The 25,605-nt window shown below is 75.3% G+C and carries 26 protein-coding genes; 8 read left to right on the top strand and 18 right to left on the bottom strand.

From position 1 onward, the window contains the following. Window positions 1–30: 30 nt before the first annotated feature. From EV374_RS25510 to EV374_RS25540, 7 genes are read right to left on the bottom strand one after another with little or no spacing between them, the layout of a single operon-like run. Window positions 31–1,677 (bottom strand): DUF885 domain-containing protein, encoded by a 1,647-nt coding sequence (locus EV374_RS25510; RefSeq protein WP_132239599.1) that lies wholly within the window; start codon window positions 1,675–1,677, stop codon window positions 31–33. Continuing rightward, window positions 1,674–2,912: an amidohydrolase family protein gene (locus EV374_RS25515; RefSeq protein ID WP_132239607.1), complete on the bottom strand. Its 1,239-nt coding sequence runs from the start codon at window positions 2,910–2,912 to the stop codon at window positions 1,674–1,676. Before EV374_RS25515 ends, EV374_RS25510 begins: the two co-directional genes overlap by 4 nt. Before the next feature lie 10 nt (window positions 2,913–2,922). After that, complete coding sequence (locus tag EV374_RS25520) at window positions 2,923–3,906, bottom strand: ABC transporter ATP-binding protein (protein WP_132239609.1); 984 nt, start codon at window positions 3,904–3,906, stop codon at window positions 2,923–2,925. After that, complete coding sequence (locus EV374_RS25525) at window positions 3,903–4,880, bottom strand: ABC transporter ATP-binding protein (RefSeq protein WP_132239611.1); 978 nt, start codon at window positions 4,878–4,880, stop codon at window positions 3,903–3,905. Before EV374_RS25525 ends, EV374_RS25520 begins: the two co-directional genes overlap by 4 nt. 3 nt (window positions 4,881–4,883) lie before the next feature. Further along, window positions 4,884–5,804 (bottom strand): ABC transporter permease, encoded by a 921-nt coding sequence (locus tag EV374_RS25530; protein WP_132239613.1) that lies wholly within the window; start codon window positions 5,802–5,804, stop codon window positions 4,884–4,886. Beyond that, window positions 5,801–6,889, bottom strand: coding sequence for an ABC transporter permease (locus EV374_RS25535; RefSeq protein WP_207914551.1), 1,089 nt, complete (start codon window positions 6,887–6,889; stop codon window positions 5,801–5,803). The genes EV374_RS25530 and EV374_RS25535 overlap by 4 nt, the downstream gene beginning before the upstream one ends. Window positions 6,890–6,896: 7 nt before the next feature. After that, complete coding sequence (locus EV374_RS25540) at window positions 6,897–8,504, bottom strand: ABC transporter substrate-binding protein (RefSeq protein ID WP_132239615.1); 1,608 nt, start codon at window positions 8,502–8,504, stop codon at window positions 6,897–6,899. Window positions 8,505–8,806: 302 nt separating this feature from the next. On the opposite strand from EV374_RS25540, the gene EV374_RS25545 reads away from it, so the two are divergent. The 5 genes from EV374_RS25545 (at window position 8,807) to EV374_RS25565 (ending at window position 13,288) form a co-directional block, all read left to right on the top strand. Continuing rightward, window positions 8,807–9,343, top strand: coding sequence for a helix-turn-helix domain-containing protein (locus EV374_RS25545; RefSeq protein WP_132239617.1), 537 nt, complete (start codon window positions 8,807–8,809; stop codon window positions 9,341–9,343). A gap of 73 nt (window positions 9,344–9,416) precedes the next feature. Next, window positions 9,417–10,337: a dihydrodipicolinate synthase family protein gene (locus EV374_RS25550; protein WP_132239619.1), complete on the top strand. Its 921-nt coding sequence runs from the start codon at window positions 9,417–9,419 to the stop codon at window positions 10,335–10,337. Then, window positions 10,334–11,521 (top strand): FAD-dependent oxidoreductase, encoded by a 1,188-nt coding sequence (locus EV374_RS25555; protein WP_132239621.1) that lies wholly within the window; start codon window positions 10,334–10,336, stop codon window positions 11,519–11,521. The genes EV374_RS25550 and EV374_RS25555 overlap by 4 nt, the downstream gene beginning before the upstream one ends. After that, a complete protein-coding gene (locus EV374_RS25560) occupies window positions 11,514–11,825 on the top strand; it encodes a (2Fe-2S)-binding protein (protein WP_486485955.1) in 312 nt (103 codons plus the stop codon). The genes EV374_RS25555 and EV374_RS25560 overlap by 8 nt, the downstream gene beginning before the upstream one ends. Next, a complete protein-coding gene (locus EV374_RS25565) occupies window positions 11,822–13,288 on the top strand; it encodes an FAD-dependent oxidoreductase (RefSeq protein ID WP_132239623.1) in 1,467 nt (488 codons plus the stop codon). Before EV374_RS25560 ends, EV374_RS25565 begins: the two co-directional genes overlap by 4 nt. A gap of 143 nt (window positions 13,289–13,431) precedes the next feature. Here the strand turns inward: EV374_RS25565 and EV374_RS25570 are convergent, their stop codons facing one another. The 5 genes from EV374_RS25570 to EV374_RS25590 form a co-directional block, all read right to left on the bottom strand. Beyond that, entirely contained in the window at window positions 13,432–14,535 is a 1,104-nt protein-coding gene (locus tag EV374_RS25570; RefSeq protein WP_207914553.1) for a magnesium and cobalt transport protein CorA, read from the bottom strand. Window positions 14,536–14,600: 65 nt separating this feature from the next. Beyond that, entirely contained in the window at window positions 14,601–15,221 is a 621-nt protein-coding gene (locus EV374_RS25575) for a class F sortase (RefSeq protein WP_486485956.1), read from the bottom strand. A 112-nt stretch (window positions 15,222–15,333) separates the two neighbouring features. After that, the gene (locus EV374_RS25580) at window positions 15,334–15,822 is read right to left on the bottom strand and encodes a hypothetical protein (RefSeq protein WP_132239627.1); all 489 of its coding nucleotides are present in this window, start codon (window positions 15,820–15,822) and stop codon (window positions 15,334–15,336) included. 395 nt (window positions 15,823–16,217) lie between these two features. After that, complete coding sequence (locus EV374_RS25585; RefSeq protein WP_486485957.1) at window positions 16,218–17,108, bottom strand: NAD(P)-dependent oxidoreductase; 891 nt, start codon at window positions 17,106–17,108, stop codon at window positions 16,218–16,220. Beyond that, entirely contained in the window at window positions 17,105–17,989 is an 885-nt protein-coding gene (locus EV374_RS25590) for an imine reductase family protein (RefSeq protein WP_132239629.1), read from the bottom strand. The genes EV374_RS25585 and EV374_RS25590 overlap by 4 nt, the downstream gene beginning before the upstream one ends. A gap of 142 nt (window positions 17,990–18,131) precedes the next feature. Between EV374_RS25590 and EV374_RS25595 the strand changes: the two genes are divergently transcribed. Then, window positions 18,132–18,467: a winged helix-turn-helix transcriptional regulator gene (locus EV374_RS25595; protein ID WP_132239631.1), complete on the top strand. Its 336-nt coding sequence runs from the start codon at window positions 18,132–18,134 to the stop codon at window positions 18,465–18,467. A 115-nt stretch (window positions 18,468–18,582) separates the two neighbouring features. Here EV374_RS25595 and EV374_RS25600 read toward each other — a convergent pair whose 3' ends face one another. Further along, a complete protein-coding gene (locus tag EV374_RS25600; RefSeq protein WP_132239633.1) occupies window positions 18,583–19,410 on the bottom strand; it encodes an inositol monophosphatase family protein in 828 nt (275 codons plus the stop codon). Between the two features lie 47 nt (window positions 19,411–19,457). After that, entirely contained in the window at window positions 19,458–20,567 is a 1,110-nt protein-coding gene (locus tag EV374_RS25605) for a serpin family protein (RefSeq protein ID WP_132239635.1), read from the bottom strand. Window positions 20,568–20,710: 143 nt separating this feature from the next. On the opposite strand from EV374_RS25605, the gene EV374_RS25610 reads away from it, so the two are divergent. Together EV374_RS25610 and rnhA are read left to right on the top strand one after the other, a co-directional pair. Continuing rightward, entirely contained in the window at window positions 20,711–21,961 is a 1,251-nt protein-coding gene (locus tag EV374_RS25610) for a lycopene cyclase family protein (protein WP_132239637.1), read from the top strand. Between the two features lie 98 nt (window positions 21,962–22,059). Then, a complete protein-coding gene (gene rnhA, locus EV374_RS25615; protein ID WP_132239639.1) occupies window positions 22,060–22,539 on the top strand; it encodes a ribonuclease HI in 480 nt (159 codons plus the stop codon). 25 nt (window positions 22,540–22,564) lie between these two features. Here the strand turns inward: rnhA and EV374_RS25620 are convergent, their stop codons facing one another. The 4 genes from EV374_RS25620 to EV374_RS25635 all read right to left on the bottom strand — a co-directional run bounded on the left by EV374_RS25620 (window position 22,565) and on the right by EV374_RS25635 (window position 25,565). Continuing rightward, on the bottom strand, window positions 22,565–22,795 hold the full coding sequence (locus tag EV374_RS25620; protein WP_121398427.1) for a hypothetical protein: 231 nt from the start codon (window positions 22,793–22,795) through the stop codon (window positions 22,565–22,567). Window positions 22,796–22,892: 97 nt separating this feature from the next. Continuing rightward, window positions 22,893–23,129: a preprotein translocase YidC gene (locus tag EV374_RS25625; RefSeq protein ID WP_132239641.1), complete on the bottom strand. Its 237-nt coding sequence runs from the start codon at window positions 23,127–23,129 to the stop codon at window positions 22,893–22,895. Between the two features lie 471 nt (window positions 23,130–23,600). Then, window positions 23,601–24,509: a pentapeptide repeat-containing protein gene (locus EV374_RS25630; protein ID WP_486485958.1), complete on the bottom strand. Its 909-nt coding sequence runs from the start codon at window positions 24,507–24,509 to the stop codon at window positions 23,601–23,603. Between the two features lie 243 nt (window positions 24,510–24,752). Next, window positions 24,753–25,565 carry an SDR family oxidoreductase gene (locus tag EV374_RS25635; protein WP_132239645.1) on the bottom strand — a complete coding sequence of 271 codons (813 nt, stop codon included), beginning with the start codon at window positions 25,563–25,565 and terminating at the stop codon, window positions 24,753–24,755. Between the last annotated feature and the right edge of the window lie 40 nt (window positions 25,566–25,605).

Below are 25,605 nucleotides of genomic sequence, written 5' to 3' on the forward strand. Positions count from 1 at the left end.
CCGGTCGGGGTGGACGGGGGTGACGGCGGATCAGGAGAGTTCGGCGAGGCGGGCACGCAGCGGATCCAGTCCCATCGGGCCGAGCCGCAGGGCGCGGTCGTGGAACCGCTTGCGGTCGAACCCCGCGCCCTCGCGCCGTTCGACCTCCCGGCGGGCCTGCTGCCAGAGCCGCGCCCCGACCTTGAAGGCCAGCGCCTGCGCCGGCCAGCCCAGGTACCGGTCGACCTCGAACCGCGCCGTCGCCGCGTCCAGCCCGGCGACGCGGACCAGGAAGTCCACGGCCAGCTCGGGGGTCCACCGGCGCGCGTCGGTGACGCCGTTCCCGGGCGGGATCGGCACGTCCAGGTGCAGGCCGAGGTCGATGACCACCCGCGCGGCGCGCCACATCTGCCCGTCGAGCATGCCGAGCCGCTCGGCGGGGCCCGCGTAGAGGCCGAGCTCGTCGGCGAGGCGTTCGGCGTAGTGCGCCCAGCCCTCGGCGTATCCGTGCACCTGGCACAGCGACCGCTGCCACGGGTGCAGCTCGGCGGTGGTGAGGGTGATCGCGTGCTGGAGGTGGTGCCCGGGCAGGCCCTCGTGGCAGAGCGTCCCGACGTGCCGCCACACCGGCACCGTCGACTCGCCGGGGGGCGTCGACCACCAGATCCCGCCCGGCCGCGTCAACCCGGCGTCGGGCGGGGTGTAGTACATGACGCCGGAGGCGGCGGGGCTGAGCCGGCACACCACCTGGCGGGTGGCGGCCGGGATGTCGAAGTTCGGGCCGTCCAGGGCGTCGGTGAGCTGTTCGGTGCGCTCGCGCAGCCACCGCTCCAGGTCGGGCCCGACCGGTACCCGGCCGGCGGGGTCGGCGTCCAGCGCGGCCCGCGCCGCCGCCACGTCCGGGTGACCGAGTTCGGCGGCGACCGCCCGCTGCTCGGCGGCGGTGCGGGCCAGCTCCGCCCAGCCGTACGCGTACAGCTCGTCCAGGTCGACGGTTGCCCCGAGGAAGCTGCGCGCGGTGACGGCGTACAGGTCGCGGCCGACGCCGTCGACGTCGGTGGCCCGGGGCGCCAGCTCGGTGCGCAGGAACGCGGCGAAGTCGGCGGTGGCGGCACTGGCCCGTTCCGCCCCGGCGGTCAGCTCGCCGGCCAGCGGCCCGCCCGGATGGCCGGCCACCAGCCGGCCGTAGAAGTCGTCGGCGGTGACCCAGGCGGTGCACTGGTCGGCGACCGCCAGCACCTGCCGGCGGGCGACCAGGTGCCCCCGCCGCGCCGACCAGCGCAGCGTCTCGGCGTACTGGCCGAGCGCCTCGGGCACCCGGCGCAAGTGCGCGGCGACGACCGCCCAGTCCTCGTCGGTGGCGCGCGGCAGGTTGTCGAAGACCTGCCGGACCAGGTGCACCGGCGTCGCCAGCGGGGCGAGCAGCCGGGTGGTGAAGCCCGCGTCGTAGAGGTCGACCTCGCTGGCCAGCCGGTCGCGCAGCGCGCCCGCGAGGGCCCGCTGCGCCGTGCCGTCGGCGTCGGCGCCGGCCGCCGCCGTGGCGGTGCCGCGCGCCAGCTCCGCGCGGGCGGCGAAGCCGTCGGGGGAGAGGTCCGCGAAGTGCGATCCGGGGGTACGGCCCGCCGCCTCGGCGGCCTCCGGGTCCAGCCCGGCGAGCGCGTCGAGGTACCCGTCGGCGACCTCGACGATGGTCGTCATCGGGCGACCCCGAGGCGGCAGTGGTCGTCCCGGTACCCGACGCCGCCCTTGAGCACCGTGTGCAGGGTGCGCAGCGCGGACACCGAGCGGGTGGGGTCGTCGCGCAGGACCAGCAGGTCGGCGTGCTTGCCCACCTCGACGCTGCCGAGCGTGTCGGCCTGGCCCAGCCACTGCGCGGGGCGGATGGTGGCGGACCTCAGCGCGTCGGCGACGGGCATCCCGGCGTCCACCATGAACTCCAGCTCGCGCACGGTCGCGGTCGTCTCGTCGTAGCCGGCGTGCGGCGGCATGTCGCTGCCCAGGGCGATCGGCACCCCGTTGCGGATGGCGTGCTGGAGGCTCTCCCAGTGCCGGGGCCCGGCGCCCAGGGCGCGGTCCATCAGCCAGCCCGGCACGCCGGCGTCGCGGAAGAACTGCTCGCAGCGGCTGACCACGATGGTCGGGACATACCAGACGCCCCGGTCGGCCATCAGCCGGGTCACCTCGTCGGTCAGCTCGTAGCCGTGCTCGACGCAGTCCAGCCCGAGTTCCACGGCGCGGCGCACCGACTCGGCGGGGCCGGCGTGCGCGGTGACCTTGCGGCCCCAGTCGTGGGCCACCCGGATCACCGCCGCCAGCTCGTCGTCGAGCAGCTGCGGGGTGTCGATCGACTCGAACTCGCCGGCGATGCCGCCGGAGATGCACACCTTGATCAGGTCGGCGCCGGCCCGGATCTGCTGCCGGGTGAGCCGGCGGAACCCGTCCGCCCCGTCGGCCTCCAGGGCGTCGGCTTCCCAGCCGTGCCCGCCGGTGCAGCAGAGGGCGTGCCCGGCGGTGAAGATCCGCGGGCCGTCCACCGCGCCGCGCTCGATGCCCTTGCGCAGGGCGAAGTCGGCGTACCGGCTCTCGCCGACGAGCCGGGCGGTGGTGACGCCGGAGTGCAGGGTCCGCCGCGCCGAGTCGGCCATCAGCAGCACCAGCTCGGCGAGGTTCGACCGGTGCACCTCGTCGCCGAAGTGGCCGGGCAGGCCGAGCGAGAGGTGCACGTGCATGTTGGTCAGGCCGGGCATGACGTGGTCGCCGCGCAGGTCGACCACCCGGGCGCCGCCGGCCTCGTCGAGGACGTCGTCGACCGGGCCGACCGCACGGATCGTGCCGTCGGCGCCGACCCAGATGCCCTGGTCGCGCTGGAGGTCGTCCCGCACGCCGTCGTAGAGCGCGAGGTTGACCAGGACTTGTTCGGTGGGGATGTGCATGCGGAGTCCTCTACGCGGCGGGCGCGGTGGTCGGCGCCACCGTCGGGTCGTTGAGCCAGCAGGCGGCGCTGCGGCCGCCGAGGTCGAGCGTGGGCGGCTGCTCGCCGCACGGCGCGAACGCGTGCGGGCAGCGCGGCCGGAACCGGCACCCGGTCGGCGCGTGCGCCGGGTCGGGCACCTCCCCGGCGAGCGTCCTGGGCAGCTGCGGGTGCGGGCCGATCTGCGGCACCGCGTCGATCAACGCCTGGCTGTACGGGTGCCGGGGCGAGCGCCACAGCTGGCGGGTGGGCGCGGTCTCCACGATCCGGCCCAGGTACATGACCGCCGTGACGTCGGCGATCTCGTGCACCAGGGACAGGTCGTGCGAGATGAACAGCATGCCCATGTCCAGGTCGCGGACCAGCCCGACGAGCAGGTTGACCACCTGCGCCTGGGACGAGGCGTCCAGCGCGGTGACCGGTTCGTCCGCGATGATCATCCGGGGCTCCGGCGCGAGCGCCCGCGCGATGGCGAGCCGCTGCCGCTGACCGCCGGAGAACTGGTGCGGGTACCGCTCCGCGGCCCCGGCCGGCATGCCGACCCGGTCCAGCAGGTCGGCGACCCTCGCCCGGCGGGCGGCGCCGGTCACCGTGTCCGGCACCCCGTCGAGGAGCTGGGCGCCGATGGTGCGCCGGGGGTTCAGCGACGCGTACGGGTTCTGGAAGACCATCTGGAGCCCCACCTGCGGCACCGGCCGGCGCCGCCAGCCGAGCGGGGTGACCGGGCGGCCGGCGAACCGGATCGCCCCGGCGCTCGGCGCGGCCAGCCCGACCGCCACCCGGGCCAGCGACGACTTGCCGCAGCCGGACTCGCCGACCAGGCCGACGATCTGGCCGGGCGCCACCTCGAGGCTCACCCCGGCCACGGCCCGCACCGGCCCCCGGCCGCGCGCCTTGTACTCGACCTCGACGTCGCTGATCTCGAGCAGGTTGCCCGAGCCGACGGGCTGGTTCATGCCGCCACCTCCAGGTGCGGACGGACCACGCAGGCCACCGACCGGTCGGCGCCGGCGGGGGAGAGCGGGGGCGGCGCGCTGCCGCAGGACGGCTCGGCGTACCCGCACCGGGGTTGGAACGGGCACCCGGGCGGCGCCTGCCCCGGCGCCGGCGGTCCGCCCGGGATGGGGCGCAGCGTGCCGACGGCCTGGGTGCCGTGCGGGCGGGCGCCGAGCAGCGCCGCCGTGTACGGGTGCCGCGGCGCGGTGAGCAGCGCCCCGGTGGGACCGGTCTCCACCACCCGCCCGGCGTAGAAGACGTATCCGCGGGTGGTGAGGGCGCTGAGCACGCCGAGGTCGTGGGTGATGAATGCGACGGCCAGCCCGGTCTCGGCGCGCAACTGGTCCAGCAGCGCCAGGATGCCGGCCTGCACCGTCACGTCGAGCGCGGTGGTGGGCTCGTCGGCGATCAGCAGCCGGGGGCGGGCGGCGAGGGCGATCGCGATGGCCGCCCGCTGCCGCATGCCGCCGGAGAACTGGTGCGGGTACGCCCGCACCGCCCGCTGCGGGTCGGGGATGCGGACCTGCTCGAGCAGCTCCACCGCCCGCCGGTCGGCCGCCCGCCGGTCCAGGCCCAGGTGGACCTGCATGTGTTCGGTGAGCTGCCGGCCGATCGTGAGCATCGGGTGCAGCGCGGCGGTGGGGTCCTGGAAGACCATCGCGATGCCGGCGCCACGCACCTTCTGCCAGCGTTTCGTGTCCAGGCCGAGCAGTTCGGTGCCGTCGAACCGGGCCGATCCGGTGACCTTGGCGCCGGCGGGCAGCAGCCCGAGCAGGGTCTGCGCGGTGAGGCTCTTGCCGCACCCGCTCTCCCCGGCGATGCCGACCATCTCGCCCTCGTCGACGGTGAACGACACGTCGTGCAGGATCGGCAGCGGCCCGGTGGGGCCGGGCAGGGTGACGGCCAGGGAGTCGACCTCGAGCAGAGGTGCCATTTCTCAACGTCCCTTCGCGTAGCGGGGGTCGATCCGGTCGCGCAGCGCGTCGCCGAGCACGTTGAAGGCCATCACCACGGTGAGGATGGCCAGACCGGGGAAGACGCTGACCCACCACATGGAGAGGTCCTGCGAGCCGAGCGCCACCATCGAGCCCCACTCGGCGGCCGGCGGGCGGGGGCCGAGGCCGAGGAAGGACAGCGCGGAGAGCAGCAGCACGGCGTTGCCCAGCTCCAGGGTGGCCAGCACGATCGCCGGGCCCACGCTGTTGGGCAGGACGTCGCGGCGCAGCGCGCGCATCGGCCCGACGCCGAGCAGCCGGGCGGCGCTGAGGTAGTCCTCGCCGCGCATGGTCAGCACGGCGCTGCGGATGACCCGGGCGTAGACGGGCCAGGAGACGATGACCAGCGCGAGGACGGCGTTGCGGGTGCTGGGCCCGAACGCGGCCGTGACCGCCATCGCCAGGATGATCTGCGGGAACGCGAAGACCAGGTCCGTCAGGCGCATCAGCGCCTCGTCGACGAACCGGCCCACGTAGCCGGCGACCAGGCCGAGCAGGCCGCCGATCAGCAGGGCGAGCGAGACGATGGCGAGCGCGAGCGGGATCGACAGGCGGGCGCCGTGGACCACCCGGCTGAACACGTCCCGGCCGAGGGAGTCGGTGCCGAACCAGTGCGTGCCGGACGGCGGCGCGTAGGCGTCGGGGCTCTGCGCCAGTGGGTCGAACGGCGCGACGAGCGGGGCGAGGAGCGCCGCCAGCAGCCACCCGCCGAGGATGACCAGGGCCACCACGGCGATCGGCTGGCGCCAGATGGGCCGCGCCGTCGAACGTCCCCGCAGCCGGCCGCCCAGGAAGCGGCGCCGGGTCAGCGCGGCGGTCGCCTTCGGGTCGGGCGCCACGGGATCGGGTGCGAGTGCGGTCATGACAGGCGGATCCTCGGGTCGATGAGCCCGTACAGCAGGTCGACGGTGAGGTTGACCAGCGTGTAGACCAGCGCCACGAAGAGGCTGACGCCGAGGATCGCGGGGAGGTCCAGCGCCGTCGCGCTGCGGTACGCGTACTGGCCGAGGCCCGGCCAGCCGAAGATGTTCTCCACCAGCACCGTGCCGGAGAGCAGCGAGGCGAAGGCCAGCCCGGAGACGGTGATCACCGGGACGAGGCCGGCCCGCAGCAGGTGCCGGCGGAACACCACCCGGGCGGGCAGGCCCTTGGCGTACGCGGCCCGGATGTAGTCCTGCTGGAGCACCTCCAGCATGGACGAGCGGACGAACCGGACGAGCATCGCCACGGTCAGGCTGGTCAGCACGAGCACCGGCAGGATCAGGTGCTGGGCGGCGTCCCAGGCGACGTCCCACTGGCCGGCGAGGGCGGCGTCGACCGTGTACATGCCGGTCACCGTGGGCGGCGGGCTGAAGTCGGTCGAGAGCCGTCCGCCGCTGGGCGCCAGACCGAGCTGGTAGAAGAAGACGTAGAGCACGACGAGCGACAGCCAGAACGGCGGGGTGGAGAGGCCGAGCAGAGCGCCGACGCGGATCAGCTGGTCGGTGACCCGACCGTTGCGCACGGCGGCGAGCATGCCGATCCCGGTGCCGATGAGCAGTGCCAGCACCATGGTGGGGATGGCCAGTTCCATGGTCGCCGGCACGTACTGCAACAGGTCGTCGGCCACGGTGCGGCCGGTCTGCTGGGAGATGCCGAGGTCACCCGTCAGCAGGTTGCCCAGGTACTGGAAGTACTGCACGTACAGCGGCTGGTCCAGGCCCCACTTCTCGCGGAACGCCGCCACCGTCGCGGGATCGTTGAGCGCCTGGTCGGAGAGGTTGGCCGTGACCGGGTCGCCGGGCACCACGGTGACCAGGCCGAACGTCACGATCGTGACGCCCAGCAGCAGGCCGGCGGTGATGGCCACCCGCTTGAGCAGGAAGACCAGCAGTGCCCGGTGCGGCCGGGGCCGGGACACGGTCGTGGTGACCGTGCCCGGCTCGGCGTCGTCGACTGTCGTCGTCATCGAGTGACTACCCCCGGCCCACCGCGGCGAGGTCGACCTGCCAACCGGCGGCGGTGTAGTCCGTGCCGGTCAGGTCGCCGCTCGCCACCACGGTGGAGGAGTTGCTGGCGAGGACGATGTAGGGCGAGGCGGCGTTCATCGCCCGCTGCCACTCCTGCATGGCGGCGGCCCGGGCGGCCAGGTCGAGGGTCTCGGTGACCTTCTTGCCGGCGGTCACGACGGCCGGGTCGGCCCGCTCCACCGTCCAGCCCGAGCGCAGCGCGGTGGCCTGACCGGGGGACATGTTGTTGATCAGCGAGTCGGCGACCGGGTAGTTCAGGCTCTGCGGGGTGAACCCGAGGGCCATCTTGCCCGTACGCATCTCGTCGAGGAAGGTGGTCAGCGGCTGCGGGGTCAGCTCCAGCTTGATGCCGGCCTCGGCGGCGTCGCCCTGCACCTTCGTCGCGACCGTGCCCAGGTCGACCCCCTTGTAGGTGATGGCCGGGTAGTTGAACTTGACCGTGGGGTTGGTCAGCCCCGCCTCGGTGAGCAACGCCTTGGCCTTCGCCACGTCACGCTTCGACTGCTCCTCGACGGGCAGCGCGCCCGGGTAGGCCGGGGCGACCAGGCCGGCGCCGGGGGCGGCGCCCTTGCCGTACAGCCCGGCGATGCCCTCGTAGTCGATGGCGGCACGCAGCGCCTGGTTGAACTTCGCGTTCGAGCTCACCGGGGAGACGGCCGGGTCGGCGTTGAGGAAGAGGAAGTAGACGGTGTCCTGCATGGCGGAGGTCTTCAGGCTGCCCGGCAGCCCCTCCAGCAGCTTGCCGGAGATGTCCAGCGCGATCTCGGAGCCGCCGGCCCGCTGCATGGTCAGCTTCTGGGTCTGCACGTCCATGTTGCGCAGCACGACGCGGCTGAACTCGGGCTTGTCGCCCCAGTAGTTGGGGTTGGCCTCCAGCACCACCTGCGCCGACGGGTCGTACGACTTGAGCACGTACGGGCCGCTGCCGACGGAGTTCGTGTCGAGGTACTGCTGCGCGGTGTCGCTCTTGGCGGCGTCGGCGGCGTCGGTCGCGCCGTGCTCCTTGGCGACCTTGGAGTTCACCACGCCGGTGGAGGGCATCGCGAGCACCACGGGGATGTTCGGGTCGGCGGTCGCCGAGGTGACCACCACGGTCCGCTCGTCGGTCTTGGCGAACGTGAGGCCGCTGACCATGACGGCCGGGCTGGCCTTGACGTTCTTCAGCCGGTTGAGGGAGAAGACCACGTCGTCGGCGGTCAGCGCGGTGCCGTCGGAGAACTTCACGCCCTCGCGCAGCTTGAAGGTGAAGGTCTTGGCGTCCGGCGACGCCTCGAACGACTCGGCCAGCGCCGGGACCGGCTTGCTCACGTGCGAGCCCTCGAAGGTCAGCAGGGTGTCGTAGAGCGAGTGCACGGCGGTGAGGCCGGTCGCCTCGTAGATCCGGCCGGGATCGAGGGTCTTGAGGACGAACGAGGTGTTGACGGTGAGGGTCTTGGCCGAACCGCCGTCACCGTTTCCTCCGCTGCCGCCCGCGCTGCACGCGGTGCTGGAGGCTATGGCCAGCGCCGCCAGAGCGATCGCTCCGACGCGGAGCCGGCGAGGGGACACCGACATGCTGTTCCTACCTTCGTATGGGGCCGGCCCGCGCGGGACGGGCTCTGAGGGCTGTCACACCCGGTGACGTCGGTGACGCCGCGGCCGGGTCGTTGGTGCAACCGTGGCGGCTTCGCGGGTCTGCGCCGTTGGGCCGTCATGGGGTTGGATGTACCCGGACGGGACTCGTGTCCGGTTCGTGCCTCAACGCCGCTTGTCTAGTAGCGCCAAACACGTTCACCTTGTGTTTGACCACCCTAGACAGCGGCGTATAGTCACGTCAAACATTTCTAGCCACACTGTTTCGGAACGAGGAAAGACGCATGCTCGGTGACCAGCTCCGCGACCTGCGCCAGCAGCACTCCTTCACGCTGCGCCAGCTCGCGGCGGCGGCCGACGTGTCGCCCGCCCTGCTCAGCCAGATCGAGAACGGCGCCACGGACCCCAGCCTGGCCACCCTGCGTAAGCTCGCCAAGGTCTTCGACACCTCCATCGCGGCGCTGTTCTCCGAGCCGGACGCCCCGCTGGTGCACATCAGCCGGCCCGGCTCGCGGTCCCGGCTCGCCGCGCCTCCCGGGCAGATCGCCTACGACCGGCTCACGCCGGGGCGGGGCGACCTGGAGGTGCTCGAAGCCGAGCTGGCGCCCGGCGACGCCAGCTCCACCGAACCGTGGGCGCACCCCTCCACCGAGTGCGCGATCGCCGTCACCGGCGAGGTCGTCGCCGAGATCGGCGGCGAGAACTACGTGCTGAAGACCGGCGAGGCGATCACCTTCGACTCCCGGCTGCCCCACCTCTACCGCAACGCCAGCGACCAGCGGGCCCGGCTCATCATCGCGGTCACCCCGCCGACCCCCTGACCCACCCGGCACGTCACCCGGCCCGCGTACGCGCACGTGGGCGGTACGACGCCGCCCGTCGAAAGGACCCGCAGTGGACCGTGACAGCGTCGAATGGTTCGGCTACCTCCCGGCCGTCACCACCCCGTTCACCGCCACGGGCGAGCTGGACCTCGCCGCCTGGCGCGGGCAACTGGACTGGCTCGCCGCCGAGCGGCTGCACGGGGTGATCGTCGGCGGCACCACGGGCGAGTGGTTCAGTCTCAGCGAACAGGAGCGGGCGGAGCTGTTCCGGGTGGCCGCCGAGCGGGTCGGCGACCGGCTCACCGTGCTCGGCGGCTGCAACGCGTACACCCCGGCGGAGGCCATCCGGCACGCCGAGGCCGCCCGGGCCGCCGGCCTGCACGGCATCCTGCTCACCCCGCCGCCGTACGTGGTGCCCACCCGGGCGGAGGTCGTGGCGTTCTACCGGGCCGTCTCCGAGGCCGTGGACATCCCGCTCTGCGTCTACAACTGGCCCCGCGGCACCGGCGTCGACCTGGACGCCGACCTGCTGCTGGAACTGAGCGCGCTGGACACCGTGGTGGCGGTCAAGAACTCCACCCCCGACTTCGGCGGCTTCGTCCGGAGCCTGGTGGCCCTGCGGCACCGGGTGCGCTACTTCGGCATCCCCACCAACGAGGTGGGCATCGAGCTGATGACCACGATCGGCGGCGACGGGCTGATGGGCGCCGGCGCCGTGCTGGGCGCCGACCACCCCGACTTCTTCCGCGCGCTGCGCGCCGGGGACCTCGACCGGGCCCGGATCCTGGGCGCCCGCGACCGCGTGATCATGGAGGACTGGTTCGGGCCCGACTACGGCGCCCGGTTCGGCAACGCCCAGGCGATCATGAAGTACGCGCTCACCCTGCGCGGCGTGCCGGCCGGCCACGTCCGTGCGCCGCTGCTCCCGCTGACCCCCGCCGAACAGGACCGCGTCCGGGCCACCATGACCCAGCTCGACCTGCTCCCGTGACTGCGTACGACACGGCGGTCGTCGGCGGCGGCCTGCTCGGCTGCGCGACCGCCTGGCACCTGGCCCGGGCCGGCAACCGCGTCCTGCTCGTCGAGAAGGACCAGGTCAACCGGCACGCCTCCGGGCAGAACGCGGGCAGCCTGCACTTCCAGCTGGAGTTCCGGATGGTCGAGCACGGCGACGACGCGGCCCGCGCGGCGGCCCGCGCGCTGCCGCTGCACCTGGACGCCGTGCGGGCCTGGGCGAGCATCGAGGACGAGCTCGGCGAGCGGTGCGGGGTGTCCCGCACCGGCGGGCTGATGCTCGCCGAGACCCCGGCGGAGATCGCCGTGCTGGACCGCAAGGCGTCCCTCGAACGCGAGTACGGCCTCGACGTCGCCGTGCTCTCCGGCCCGGAGCTGCGCCGGTTCGCGCCGTACCTGGCGGACACCGTGCTCGCCGCCGGCCACGTGCCCGGCGAGGGCAAGGCCAACCCCCGACTGGTCACCCCGGCGCTGGCCCGGGCCGCCGGCCGCCACGGTGCCGTGCTGCGCACCGGCTGCCGGGTCACCGGGCTGCACCGGCGCGGCCGGCACTGGGAGCTGCGCACCGGGACCGGCCCGGGGGACACCGCCGGGGAGACCCACCTGGCCGACACGGTCGTGCTCGCCGGCGGCGTCTGGACCGCCGAGCTGGCCGCGATGGCCGACGTCCGGCTGCCCGTCTTCCCGGTCGGGCTGACGATGAGCGCCACCGCCCGCAGCCGGCCGTTCCTGCCGCACCTGATCCAGCACGTCGGCCGGCGGCTGTCGATGAAGCAGACCGAGGACGGCAACGTGCTGATCGGCGGCGGCTGGCCGGCCAAGCTGGTCAGCCGCGCCGGACAGGTCGACCTGGAGACCAACCCGGAGCTGCGCTACGAGTCGCTGGTCGGCAACGCCGACGCCGCCCGGGTGGTCCCGGCGGTGTGGGACCTGCCGGTGATCCGGACGTGGACGGGCATGACCACGCTCACCCCGGACCACCTGCCGCTGCTCGGCGCGGTGCCGCGCCGGCCGGGACTGTACGTCGCCACCGGCGGCTCGGCCTTCACCCTCGGCCTCACCTACGCCCGGCTCCTCGCCGCCATGGTCGTCACCGGCGAGCCCGACCGTTCGGTCGAGGACTACTCACCCGCCCGCTTCGGAGCGCTGAACTTTGTCTGAACACCGCCCGCCGCAGCCCGCCGAGGCGCCGAGGCGCACCGCGATGGGCCGGCCCGCGCCGGTCACCATCGAGGTGGACGGGCGGCCGGTGCCCGCCCACCCGGGCGAGTCGCTGGCCACCGCGCTGCTGGCCGCCGGGGAGCGGGCCGTCGGCACCACGCGCGGCGGCGCCCGCCGGGGGCCCTACTGCAACATGGGCGTCTGCTTCGAGTGCGTCGTCACGGTGGACGACGTGCCCTGCCAGCGGTCCTGCCTGATCCGGGTACGGGCCGACATGCGGGTCCGCACGGCGGTGCCCCGGTGAGCGCGCCCGACGTGGTGGTGGTCGGCGCCGGCCCGGCCGGGCTGGCCGCCGCCGCCACCCTCGGCCGGCACGGCGCCGCCGTCACCGTCATCGACGAGCAGGAGCAGCCGGGCGGGCAGATCTACCGCCGGCCGCCGGCCGGGTTCACCCCGCCGGCCGCGCCGTCCGCCGCCGGTCGGGCCCTGCTCGCCGAGGCCACCGCGGCGCCCGGCGTCGGGTGGCTCGCCGACACCACGGTGTGGGGCGTCCTCGGCACCCGTGCCGGCCTCGACGGGTACGCGGGCGAGCAGCCCCCGCCGGGGCGCTACCGGGTCGCCACGCACGGCCCGACCGGGGTCCGCCTGCTCGAACCCCGGGCGGTGCTGCTCACCGCCGGCGCCTACGACCTGCCGGTGCCGTTTCCCGGCTGGACCCTGCCGGGAGTGCTCACGGCGGGCGGTGTGCAGACGTTCGTCAAGGCGCAGGGCCTGCTGCCGGGCGGCCGGTTCGTGCTGGCCGGGGGCCACCCACTGCTGCTGGTGGTGGCCGCCCAGCTGGTGCGCGCCGGTGCCCGGGTGGTCGAGGTCGCGCTGGTCCAACGCCGCCGCGACCTGCTGCCCGGTCCGGCCGGGCTGACCGCCGTGGCGGGCGCGGGCGGCAAGATCGCCGAGGGCGTCGGGGCGCTGCGCGTGCTGCGCCGGGCGGAGGTGCCGGTCCGGTTCGCCACCGTCGTCCGCCGCGCCGACGGCGACCCGGACCTGAGCGCGGTGACCCTCGCCGAGGTCGGCCCCACGGGGCGGCCGGTGCCCGGGACCGACCGGGAGGTGCCCTGCGACGTGCTGGCGCTGGGCTACGGCTTCGTCCCCTCCGTCGAGCTGGCCCGGCAGGCCGGCTGCGCGGTGACCTGGGACTCGCCCGCGGGCGGCTGGGTGGTCGGGCACGACGAGTGGTTGCGCACCTCGGTGCCCCGGATCGCGGTCGCCGGCGAGCTGACCGGCGTCGCGGGTGCCGAGCAGGCGGCGGTCGAGGGCCGGCTGGCCGCCCTGGGCGTGCTGCGCGACCTGGGGCTGCTCGACGAGCACCGGGCCACCGCGCTGGCCGACCCGGTGCGCCGGGAACTGCGCCGCCGGCGACGTTTCGTCACCCAGGTGCTCGACCGCTTCGCGCCGGACCGGGCGGCCCTGGGCAGCCTGGTCACCGACGACACCGTGCTCTGCCGCTGTGAGGAGGTGCGGGCCGGTGACGTGCGCCGGGCGGTGGCGGACAACCCGCACCTGGGCACCGCGAACGCGGTCAAGCTGGTGACCCGCGCCGGGATGGGCCTGTGCCAGGGCCGGTCCTGCCAGCCGGGCCTCTGCCAGTTCATCTGCTCGCTGACCGGCCGGGCGCCGGAGGAGGTCGGGGCGTTCACCGCGCAGGCGCCGGTCAAGCCCGTCCCCCTGCGCGCCCTCGCGGTCGGCGACGCGCCGCCCGACGCACCCTGACCGACGATCCGGCGATGTCGACGCTGTTGCGCAGCGTCTTCGACCGGATGCCGGCGTCGGCGCCGGCGGTCCGGGCCGCCGAGGTCCCGATGCCGGGTACCAGCCCGCGCCCGCGATTAGCGTCCACGATGGAGTAGCGGCGCTCAGAGCCAACCCGAGCGGCGGAAGAGGCGGTGCAGGGCGAACGCGGTCAGCGCCATCAGGCCGAGCACGGTGGGATAGCCGTAGCGCCAGTGCAGCTCCGGCATGGTGGTGAAGTTCATGCCGTAGATCCCGGCGATGCCGGTCTGGGTGGCGGCGATGGCGGCCCACGCGGCGATCTTGCGCATGTCGTTGTTCTGTTCCACCGCGAGCTGCGCCAACCGGGACTGCACGATCGAGTTCAGCAGGTCGTCGTAGGCGGCGACCCGGTCCACCGCCCGGGTCAGCCGGGCGTCCACGTCGACGAACCACCGGTGCAGGCCGCGCGGCGGGTTGTCGGGCCGCTGGTCGAGCAGGGAGCGCAGCGGCGCCTGGAGGGGCTGCACCGCCCGCTTGAACTCGACCACCTCCCGCTTGAGCTGGTAGATGTGCTGGATGTCGGCCGAGCGGTCGCGGGCGAACACCGACTCCTCGACGCGTTCCAGGTCCCGCTCGACGTGCCCCGCGACCTCCAGGTAGAGGTCGACCATCCGGTCGCAGACCGCGTACGCGACCGCCCACGGGCCCTGCGCGAGCACCGCGGGGCGCTGCTCGACGTCGGCACGCACGCAGGTGAGCGCGCCCGCGGCGCCGTGCCGCACCGTGACGGCGAAGCGGTCGCCGACCAGCACCATCACGTCGCCGGTGTCGACCACCTCGGAGGTGTCGGTCAGCTCGGCATGCTCGACGTAACGGGCGGTGCGCAGGACCAGCAGGGTCACGTCGCCCTCGCGGCGCACCGTGGGGCGGTGGCCGTCGGCGAGGGCCTGCTCGACGGTGAGGTCGTCGAGCCCGAACGTGCGGCCGACGGCCGCCATCACCACCGGATCGGGCTCGTGCAGACCCAGCCAGACGAAGGTGTCGCGGCCGCGACGGCTGCGGGCGTACGCGTCGGCGTAGTGCGGCCGGCCGGGCTCGCGCCGCCCGCCGACGTAGACGGCACAGTCGACCACGGCGTCGGGATTGGCGCGACGGGGCTCCGGCGCGCGCTGCCCGGGCAGCGGTCGGCCGAGCAGCCGGTCGAACACGGCCGACAGCCTGACCCGTTCCCTCGCCAGCCGATCCACCCGTCCCCCTCCGCCGCGCCGGCATCCGCGCGGACACCGTACTCGGGTCCGGCGGCTCCGGGGGGTCACGGCACCCGGGTGGCGAAGACGATGACGTTGTCGACGTAGTTGCCGGTGTCCCGGTCGAACCGGCCGCCGCAGGTGATCAGCCGCAGGCCGGTCGCGTCGCTGGGCCCGTAGACCAGGTCGGTGGGGAAGCGGTCCTTCGGGTACGACCCGACGCCGTCGACGGCGAAGGTGGCGACGCTGGCGTCGGCGCGGGTGATCCGCACGGTGTCGCCGGGGCGCAGCCGGCCGAGGTCGAAGAAGACGGCGGGGCCGGCGGCGGAGTCGACGTGCCCGACGAGCACGGCGTTGCCGGTCTCGCCGGGGCTGACGCCGTGCCGGTACCAGCCGGCCAGGGTGGGCCGGTCCAGCGGCGGCACCTCCAGGTGCCCGTCGGCGTCGGCGCCCACGGGGACGATCCGTGCCCGCACGTCGATGGCCGGAATCCGTACGTCGACCGGCGCGGCCCGGCGCAGCGGCGGCACCGGCGGCGCGGAGCGGGCCGGTGCGGGGGCGTCGGCGGCCTCCGGCCGGGGCGGGCGGGGCGGGGTCGTCGCCAGCCCGGCGGCGACCAGGCCGAGCCCGGTCGTGGCGAGCAGGACGACGACCGTGACCGCCCAGCCGGGCCTGCGCCAGGACACGATCCCACCTCCGTACGCGTGCGCCCGGGTGCCCGCTCCGGTGGGTTCACCGGTGCGGGCACCCGTTGCAGGGATGGACGGCTTGCAGGAGTGGACGGCACGGGGCCGTCGGTCAGAGCGTGGCCGCCGCCATGTGGCGCCGGCGGCGGGCCAGGACCAGGGCGCCGCCCGCGGCGGAGCCGAGCAGGGCACCGCCGGCCGCCAACGCGCCGGTCCCGTCGGTGCCGCCGCGCCCGCCGGCCTGGGCCCCGCCGATCGGGGTGACGGTGAACGTGGCGCTGCCGGCCGCGCTGCCGTCGCCGCAGGTCGCGGTCACGGTGTAGGTGCCCAGGGTGAAGCCGGCGGTGAAGAGTTCGGCGCTCAGCCCGCCGCCGGCCGCCGCGGTGGTGGACCGGACGTTCTGGTCGCGGTCGGGGCCGGTGACGCGGAAGATCGCGTCGCCGGACTTCGGGTTGCAGGTCGTCGCGGTGAGCACGACCGTCCCGCCGACCGGCGTGGTGGCCGGTGACACGACGGTGTCGGCCAGCGCCGCGCCGGGGAGCAGGAGCGTGCCGAGACCCACGCCGAGCGCCGCCGATACGAGAACTGTCTTTGCCTTCATACGCGTCTTCCCTCACTTTTCGTCCGCTGACTGCGTGGGACGTCGTTCGGGTGGCCAACTCCGTGACTAGCACCGGTGTGACCAACCCTAGGAGGGTTGGGCCCCCGATCCGGTGAAAATGAGAAATCCTCGTTGCCGTCACGTGTCCACCCGGGAGGCGGAGGGAGCAGCGGAAATGCCGGCACGGCCCACCCGCGAGGGTTGGCCGTGCCGATGTCACCGGGGGTCGTGCTGTCGCGGCTGGGCCGTCCCGGCCCCACTCGGGAACGGTGCCCCTGCGGCGGGCCGTACGCGTCCGGCCCGCCGCGTTGGCCCGGTCCTGGCCGGTTTGCCCCGGGCGACCGCCTGTCCAGCCGGGTCGCCGCGTCCACCCCTCAGGGGGCGGCGGGGGGCGGTCAGGCCGGGCGGCCGGCGTCGTCGCGCAGCAGCCCCACCAGCGCGGAGAGGCCCTCCTCGCCGTGGCCCCGGGCGACCGCCTCGTCCAGCAGGTCCCGTACCGGTCGCATCAGCCCGGCGTCGACCCCCAGGTCCCGGCAGGCCGCCAGCAGGTTGCCGAAGCTGGCGGCCTGCATCCGCAGGGAGGACCCGTCGGCGTCGTGCTCGCCCGAGTCGACGGCCGCCGCCATGGCGGGCAGCTCCCCGAGCATGGCGGTCAGCCACCCGGCCACCATCGGCGCGAACCGACCCGCCGGCGTGCCGGCCGCGCGGACCATCGCCGAGGCGTGCAGGAACCCACCGAACATGCCGTACATGGCGGCGAGCAGGGCCAGGTCGTGCACCGCCGCCCGACCGGGATCGGCGCCGAGCCAGTGGACGTCGCCGAACGCCGCGAGGGTGTCCCGCCAGTCGAGGAAGGCGTCCTCCGCGCCGCTGTAGAGCACGAACGCGCCGGGCTGGCCGATCATGAACGGAACGGCCATGATGCCGCCGTCGACGTACCTTGCGCCCCGCGCGGTCACCCATTCCGCGAGCCGGTGGGCCTGCGCGGGGGTGCCGTTGGTCAGGTTCACCACCGTCCGCCCGGCCAGGGCCGGCGCCGCCCGCTCGAGCACCCGACGGGTGACGTCGTCGTCGAGCAGGCACACCACGACCAGGTCGCCCGCCGCGACCGCCTCGGCGGCGGAGCCCGCCACGTCCGCTCCCGCCCCGGCCAGCGCGGCGGAGCGCTCCGGCGACCGGTTCCACACGGTCGTGGGGCTGCCGGCGGCCAGCAGCGCGCCGGCCAGGGCCCTGCCCATCGCGCCGAGCCCGAGCACGGCGACGGGCCGGTGGCGTGGGGCGCTCACGCGGTCGTCTCCGCGTACACCCGGACCAGCCGGGAGAAGTCGTCGGCACCGTACCCGGCGTCCACCGCGCGGGCGGCGACGGCGTTGGCCGCCCGGAGCGTGCCGGTGTCGATGCCGTGCCCCTCGGCCGCCTCGACGATGTGCGCCATGGTGGCGGCGGCGGAGGCGATGGTGGAGACGTCGGCGGCGTGGTTCCCGACGTCGATCCGCCCGGCCAGGTCGTCGACGAGGTCGGGCAGCAGGCCCGAGATCCCCTTGGCGTACGGCGTGAACTCGGTCGCCGTGATCCCCTCCGCCCGGGCCAGGGCGAAGGCGTGCGCGATGCCGCTCATCGCGGTCCAGAACACGTCGAGCAGCGCCACGTCGTGGGCGGCGGCACGAGCCGGGTCCGGGCCCAGCCAGTCGGCTGAGCCGCCCAGGCTCCGCAGGGTGTCCCGCTGGGCGTGCCAGACCCGTTCGGGCCCGCTGTAGAGCACCAGCGCCTCGGACCCGCCGATGGTGGGGGCCGGGGTCATGATCGCGCCGTCGAGGTAGTCGACGCCCTGCCTGGCTGCCCAGGCCGCCATCGCCCGGGCCCGCTGCGGGGTGTCGGCGGTCAGGTTCACCAGGGTGCGCCCGGCGAGGGCTTCGACCGAGGGCTCGACGACGGCGCGGACGGCGGCGTAGTCGATGACGCAGGCGAGCACCAGCGGGCTCGTGCGGACGGCCTCCGCCACGGTCGGCGCCCGGCGGGCGCCACGTGCGACGAGCGGGTCGGCCCGGGCGGCCGTGCGGTTCCAGACGGTGGTCCGGTGGCCGGCGGCCAGCAGCGCGCCGGCGAGGGCTTGGCCCATCGGCCCGAGGCCCAGCACGGTCACCGGGGACAGGTCGCGGTCGGTCACGGAAGTGCTCCTTCGTGGCTGGGATGGCTCGGCCCTTGCGCGTGCCGCCGGGCCGGTCCCATCCTGTTTCCGTACGCGCGAAGCATCAAGTACCGACTATTTTCTCAGGTACTTACCTTTTGGTAAGTGAGAGCGGGGCGACGTGAAGAAGCGGACCTACACGTGCGGGCTCGACGCCGCGATCGACGTCGTGGGCGGCAAGTGGAAGGCGTTGATCCTGTGGGAGCTGGACGGGGGCCCCCGCCGCTTCGCCGAGGTGCGCCGGGGGATCACCGGGATCAGCGAGAAGATGCTGATCCAGCAACTGCGCGAGATGGAGGCGTACGGCCTCGTGCACCGAGAGGTCTACCGGCAGGTCCCGCCCAAGGTGGAATACTCGCTGACCGACTTCGGCCGGTCCCTGAACGAGGCGCTGATGCCGCTCGGCGACTGGGGCGAGCGGAACATGGCGACCATCGAGGCCATCCCCCGGGACTGACCGGCCGGCGCGAATCCGCGTGCCCCGGCGGCTGCCCGGCGCAAAGGGTCGCGCGGTGACGGAGATCAGGACGAGCGGCTGCTGCTTCGCGACTGGCGGGAGACCGACCTCTCGCTCAGGGCCGGGCCGCCGTTCGCTCCGGCGCCCCCCGGAACTGCCGGTCGACGACGGCCAGCAGGGCGGCGTGCGTCTCCGCGTCCGCCGCCACGATGAGACCGCCCACGCCGGTGTGCGGGGGCTGCCCCCGCAGCCCGGTCACCACGCACCCGGCCGCCTGGCACAGGGCGATACCGCCGGCGAAGTGCACGCTGTCGCGGAGGTCCCCGTCGGTGACGTACGCGGCCCGTCGACCGGCGGCGACCCACGCGACGGCCAGCGTGGTGGAGAGCACCCGTGGCCCGAACCGCGCGGCGAACTCCGTGTCCGCGAGCATCCCGGTCGCCCGGAACGCGGGGGCGTTCGGGAACGGCGGGTCGAGGTTGACGTCCACCAGCCGGGAGCCGGCCGACGGCGCGAGGGGCTCGTCGACGCCGTCTCGGCGGATCTGGGCCGCCCCGCCGTCCCCGAACCAGAACACCTCCCCGGCGAACGGGTCCGCGACCGCGGCGGCGGTGACCTCCGGACCGGTGCGCAGCGCCACGTTCACCGCGACCAGCGGAGTCCGCGCCGCGTAGTTCAGCGTGCCGCACAGCGGGTCGACCAGCCAGACCCGGTCCGCCGACCGGGAACCGGTGTGCCCGCTCTCCTCGCCCAGCACGGCGTCGTGCGGCCGGGCGCGGCGCAGCACGTCGAGGACGGCCCGCTCCGACTCGAGGTCGGCCGCGGTGGCGAAGTCACCGGGCGACTTGTCGAACCGTTCCAGCGGCCCGCCGAACCGGGCCCGGACGACCGCCGCGCCCGCCTCCGCCGCGACGATGGCCAGTTCCGGATCGGTGAGTGTCATGGCCGCACGGTACCCCCGGCCCGGCGGAACGGCGGCGCACCCGGTGCTCAGCCGCGACGGTCGGGATCGGTCACCCAGCCGGCGAGCAGCACCAGCCCGGTGGGCCGGTGCACGGCGAGGAAGCCGAAGGGCCGGTCGACGTCGAAACGTACCCGCCGCCTGCGGGCGGTGAGCCGCGGGCGGGCGGAACCCGCCCGCGTGGCGACGGCGGTGACCACGGCGGCGCGGAAACCCGTCGCGCTGAAGGTGGCCGTGGCGCTCTGCCGCGCCTGCGAGACCGCCAGGAGCCGGGAGATGCCGGGAAAGTGGTCGCCGTCGCCGGCCGCAGTGGACAGGCCGAACAGCGCGGCCCGCTCCAGCAGGTCGTGGTCGGCGGAGGCGGTGAAGGCCACGGTGCAGACGAGCAGCTCCGGCCGGTCGTCGAGGGCGTCGACGACCTGCTCGTCGACGCCGGGGCCGGCGGCGATCGGCAGCGCGGCCGGCGCCTCGAGCGCGCCGACGGCGGCCGGCAGCACCTCCGCCGCCCCGTGCTGCGGCGCGCCCAGGGCGAGCACCACGTCAACGTCCTCGGCACCCCGCACGGTCAGCAGGCTGAGCGGGCCGGCGGGGGTGTCGACGGCCCGCAGCGCGTCGAGGTCGTAGCTCGTCCGGCTCAGCCCGACGAGCCGGCGACCGTGCCACGGCCCGGCGGACGGCTGACACCAGGCGTCGCGGAACGCCGTGGCCCACTCGGTGCGCAGCGACAGCGCGCTGGCCAGCACCATGGCGGTCGCCGGGGTGACCCGCACCGGCATCCGGGGGACCAGGCCGTCGGTGTGGGTCGCGGCCCAGTCGTCGAGGGCCCGCTGGTCGTGCGCCGGATCGCCGGTCAGCTCCCCGCGCATGACCGCCGGCACCTCCCGCAACCACCGGTCGGCCAGCGGCAGGTCCCGCCGCGCCCAGGCGGCGAGCGCGAGCCGGGTGGTGGGGGAGCGGTCCAGGTCGAACCGGGCCGGTTCCGGCGCGACCGCGAGCAGCTCGTCGCGGACCGGACCGGTGGCGTAGCGGGCGAGCAGCGCCAGCAGCGGATAGACGCCGGCGCCGGAGACGACCGTCTGCCCGTTGTCCACCGTGGCCGCCCAACGGGCGGTGAGCGCGTTGGCGGCGGTGATGCTCATCGGCGGGCGTCCTCCCGGTTGCGCGGTGGCCGTCGCCCGGGGGCGACCGCTGGCACCCTACCGCCGTCCGGCGACCGGCCGACGCCCCCGACCCGGGCCGGTCGGTGCCCGGGCGCCCCCGGTGGTGTGGCAGCGTGGTCGGCGTGAACACCTCCGCGCCGCTGGACGTCGACCTGGCGCTGGTCGGCGGCGGCGGCGCCGCGTCGCTGGTCCTCGCCGCCCTGGACCGGCACGGCGTGCGGGACCTCCGGGTCGCCGTCGTCGACCCGGTCCACCGGCGCGGCCAGGACCGGACCTGGGCGTTCTGGGACCGTCCCGGCAGCGACCTGGACCCGCTGCTGGCCGCGAGCTGGGACCAGGTCGAGGTGGCGACGCCCGACGGCCGCCGCGTCCTCGACCTGGCCCCCCTGCGGTACGCCATGCTGCGCTCCGGCCCGGTCTACGCCCGGGCTGCCGAGGCCGAGCGGCGGCTCGGCGTGCGACGGATCGTCGCGCCCGTCGACGCCCTGCACGACGACGGCGGGCACGTCACGGTGCGCGCCGGCGGCGCCGGGCCGGCCGTCCGCGCGTCCTGGGTGCTGGACTCCCGGCCCCGGCCGCCCCGGCGACCCGGGCGCACCAACTGGCTCCAGCACTTCCGGGGCTGGTGGCTGGAGTCCGCCGTGCCGGTCTTCGACCCGGCCCGGGCCGTCCTGATGGACTTCCGCACCCCGCAGCCCGCCCGGGGCGTGTCGTTCGGGTACGTCCTGCCGGTCAGCGACCGGTACGCCCTGGTGGAGTACACGGAGTTCGGCCCCGACCTGCTCACCGACGCCGGCTACGACGCGGCGCTGGCCGGCTACCGGGACCTGCTCGGCCTCGACCCGACCCGGTTGACCGTCCGCGAGGTGGAGAACGGGGTGATCCCGATGACCGACGGCCCGTTCGAGGCCCGACCCTCGCCCCGGGTGGTCCGCCTCGGCACGGCCGGCGGCGCCACCCGACCCTCCACCGGCTTCACCTTCTCCGCCATGCACCGCCAGGCCGAGCAGGTCGCCCGGGCCCTCGCGGCCGGCCGCCCGCCGGTGCCCGCTCCCGCGTACCCCCGTCGGCACCGCTGGATGGACGCGGTCGCCCTCCGGGCGCTGGACGCCGGTGGCGTCGGCGGGCCCGACTTCTTCGGCCGGCTCTTCGACCGCAATCCCGCCGAGCGGGTGCTGCGGTTCCTCGACGGCGTGACCACCCCGGCGGAGGAGGTGGCGCTGATGGGCACCACCCGGCTGCGGCCGATGATCACCGCCACCGCCGGCGACGTCGTGGCCCGGCTCCGCGACCGCGTCGACCCGACCCGGCGGGCGGCGACCTGGACGGTCCCGCGACCGGTGATCGGCGACCGGGCCGACGCCGACGGCTGAGCCGCCTCAGCCGGCGCGGTGGAAGGTCGGGGAGGTCGTCCCCGCCGCGCCGCCGCCCGACGGCGGGGGAGGCGGTGCGGATTCGGTAGGTTGCCGGCATGGTGGACGAGACGGCCGGCAGGGTCGTGCAGATCTGGACCGACGGCGCGTGCAGCGGCAATCCCGGCCCCGGCGGGTGGGGCGTGGTGCTGCGCTACGGCGCGCACGAGCGGGAACTGTGCGGCGGCGAGGCGACCCCGACCACCAACAACCGGATGGAGCTGATGGCGGCCATCCAGGCCCTGGAGAGCCTGACCCGGTCGGTCACCGTCGAGCTGCACACCGACAGCACGTACGTGCGCAACGGCATCACCAGCTGGCTGGCCTCGTGGAAGCGCAACGGCTGGCGGACCGCCGCGAAGCAGCCGGTCAAGAACGCCGACCTGTGGCAGCGGTTGGAGGCCGCGTGCGCCCGGCACGAGGTCACCTGGCTGTGGGTGAAGGGGCACAACGGCCACCCGGAGAACGAGCGCGCCGACGCGCTGGCCAACCGGGGCATGACCGAGGCCCGCGCGTCGGCGGTGCCCGCCGGCCGCTGATCGGGCCGGCGGGCTGACGCTCAGGTCACTCGGTGCGGCTCGGGTCGGTGGTGCCGGAGACGGCGTCCACGTCGTAGCCGGCGCGGCTGACCTCCCGGGCCGACCGCCGGTCCTCGGCGGGCAGGTCGGCGAAGTCGTCGCCGGTGTCGTCGGTGCTGCGCAGGGACTCGCCCGGCGGACGCAGCGACGCCTGCATGGCGGTGGCGCCGTCCGGCTCGTCGGTGGCGGCCCGGTCGGTACGGTTCTGATCGGTCATGCCGCTCTCCTGCCCCCGTGGCTTGCCCGCAAACGTGCCCCACGGTGCTCAGCGGGTCGCGTCCGGGTGGTCTGCCCGCAACCGTGCCCCATGGTGCTCAGTGGGCCGCGTCCGGGTGGCCCGGCATGCCGGACCCGCCGCTGGAGCTGCCCGACGCGCCGCCCGCCATGCCCGACCCGTCGTCCTCGGTGACGATGTCGGGCTTCGTCGTCGTGTCGTCCGGCGCCGGGACGTCGGTGTCCGCCTCGACCTGCACCAGCCGGGCCTGGCCGGCCTCGTCCTCGGCGTGCGCCGGATCAACCGGCAGCTCCCCGTCGCGCGCCCGATACCCCACCACTGCCTCCCCGTGCCGTCGCACCGACGCGTTCCGCCGATGCCGTGTCCGCCCCCGGCTACCCGCACCCCCCCACCCAAAACCCGCCCGCCTCCAACCCCGCACCGCGCCCCGCCCCGCCTGCCCCACGCCCCGCCTGCCCGCGCCGCGCCGTCCCGCCCCGCGCCATCCCACGCCGTCCCGCGCCGCCCGCCCCGGTGGGGCGATCATGCAGTTGTGGTGCCCGTTGTGGGCGGATTGCTGCCGGTACGCGCAGCACCACAACTGCATGATCGCGAAGAGCGAGGGGTGGGAGCGGGGGTGGGAGGTGCCGGGTCAGGGAGCCAGAGGGGCCGGGCGGGGTGGTGCGGGAGCGGGCGGGAGGTGCGGGTCAGGGAGCCAGAGGGGTGGGGCGGGGCGCGGGGAGCGCGGAGGTGGGGTGGGTGGGGAGCGTGGGGGTGGGTGGGAGGGAGGGGAGCGCGGGGGTGGGGGTCAGCGGGGGCGTGGTGGGCGGGTGGCGCGGGTGGCGCGGGTGGAGGAGCGGGGTGGGCGGGGCAGCGGGGTGAGCGACAGCGGTGACCAGTGCCCGGGGCGCGTCCGGGCGGGCGGCAGGGCCGTGTGCCGGTCGCCCCGGGCCGCGTCGAGCTGGGACTGGTGCAGGAACAGGGCGCCCGAGAGGTCCGCGCCGCGCAGGTCGGCCCCGCGCAGGTCGGCGCCGGTGAGGTCGGCCAGGCCGAGGTCGACGCCGCGCAGGTCGGCGCCGATCAGCAGCGCCCCGCGCAGGTTCGCCCGGCGCAGGTCGGTACGGCGCAGGTCGACGCCGAACAGGTGGACGCCCCGCCGGTCCACGCCGGGCCGGCCGCCCCTGGCCCGGGCCGCGTCGCCGGCGCGGGACAGGAGCGGGTTGACCCGCCCCCGGTACGCGTCCACGTCGAGGCCCAACAGCGTGTCGGCGGGCTCCCGGGTCAGCCGCCCGGTCTCGTCGAGCGCGACGGACAACTCGTCACGCAGCGGCTGCGGTGGGCGCGTCGCGAGCGCCTCGGTCAGATACCAGAGCAGCTCGTGCAGGGGCCGCATCACCGCGAACGTGTCGAACATGCGCGCCGCGGTCTCCGGGGCGTCGCGCCAGTCCCGCCCGCCGAAGGTGGCCTGGGCCACCCGCTGCCCGGCGCCGAAGCAGTCGAAGACGGTGCAGCCGGGGAAACCCCGGTCGCGCAGGTCGGCGTGGATGCCGCAGCGCGAGTCGGCCCGCAGGTTGGGGCAGGGCCGCCCGGCGGGCTTGTCGATGGCGAAGTCGGCGGACGCGGCGAAGGCCGGCGCGACGCAACAGAGCCCGAAGCACCGGGCGCAGTCGGCGCGCAGTCCGTCCGCCGGCGACGTCGCCCCGGGAGTTTCCGACACGCTGACCGTTCTCCTGCCGATCGGGGGGATCCCGCCGGCGGCCTCGCGGGCGGAGGCTCCCATTGTCCCGCCGCCGCGCCGGTCACCGGGCCCCGGGGTGCCGAGCTGTGCGCGCCCGGCGGGTGGGGCCGCGCCCGGGGTGCCGAGCTGTGCGCGCCCGGCGGGTGGGGCCGCGCCCGGGGTGCCGAGCTGTGCGCGCCCGGCGGGTGGGGCCGCGCCGGGGCGTCCCGGCGCGGCGCCGCCTCACCCCCGCACCGAGCGCCAGTCGTGCGACTCCAGCGCGTTGGCCTGCGGGCCCATCATCAGCATGCCGCCGTCCACCGGCCAGGACGCGCCGGTGACGTACGCGGCGGCGGGCGAGGCGAGCAGCGCGACCACGGCGGCCACCTCCCGCGCGTCGCCGGGCCGCCCGACCGGCACCCCGGGACGTTCCTCGGTGAACGGGTCGACGTCCTCCTGGCCGGTCATCGGGGTGGCGATCTCGCCCGGGGCGACCGCGTTGACGGTGATCCCGTCGGCAGCCAGCTCCTGCGCCATCACCTTCGTCAGCAGACCGAGCCCGCCCTTGGCGGCGCAGTACGCGGCCGAGCCGACCCGGGGCGCGTGCTCGTGCACGCTGGTGATGTTGACGATCCGTCCGCCCAGCCCCGCGGCCCGCATCCGCCGGGCGGCCCGCTGACCGCACAGGAACGGCCCGTCGAGGTCGACGGAGAGCACCTCGCGCCACTGCTCCCAGCCGGTGTCGACGAAGGGCGTGGACGCCCCGGTGCCGGCGTTGTTGACGAGCACGCCGAGACCGCCGAGCCGGTCGGCCAGCTCGTCGACGACCGCGTCGGCGCCCGGCAGCCGGGTCAGGTCCAGCTCGGCGACCTCGCAGCGCCGGCCGGCGGCGCGTACCTCGGCGGCGGTCCGCTCGGCGCCCCCGGCGTCGCGGTGCCAGGTGACGCCGACGTCGAAGCCGGCCTCCGCGAGGGCAACGGCGCAGGCCCGGCCGATGCCGGAGTCCGCGCCGGTGACGACGGCGATCCTCGGGTAGTTCTCGTAACGCGATGGCATGCCGGCGCACTACCCGTTCCATGCGAATGCAACCATGCGT

Source organism: Micromonospora sp. CNZ303 (genome assembly GCF_004345505.1).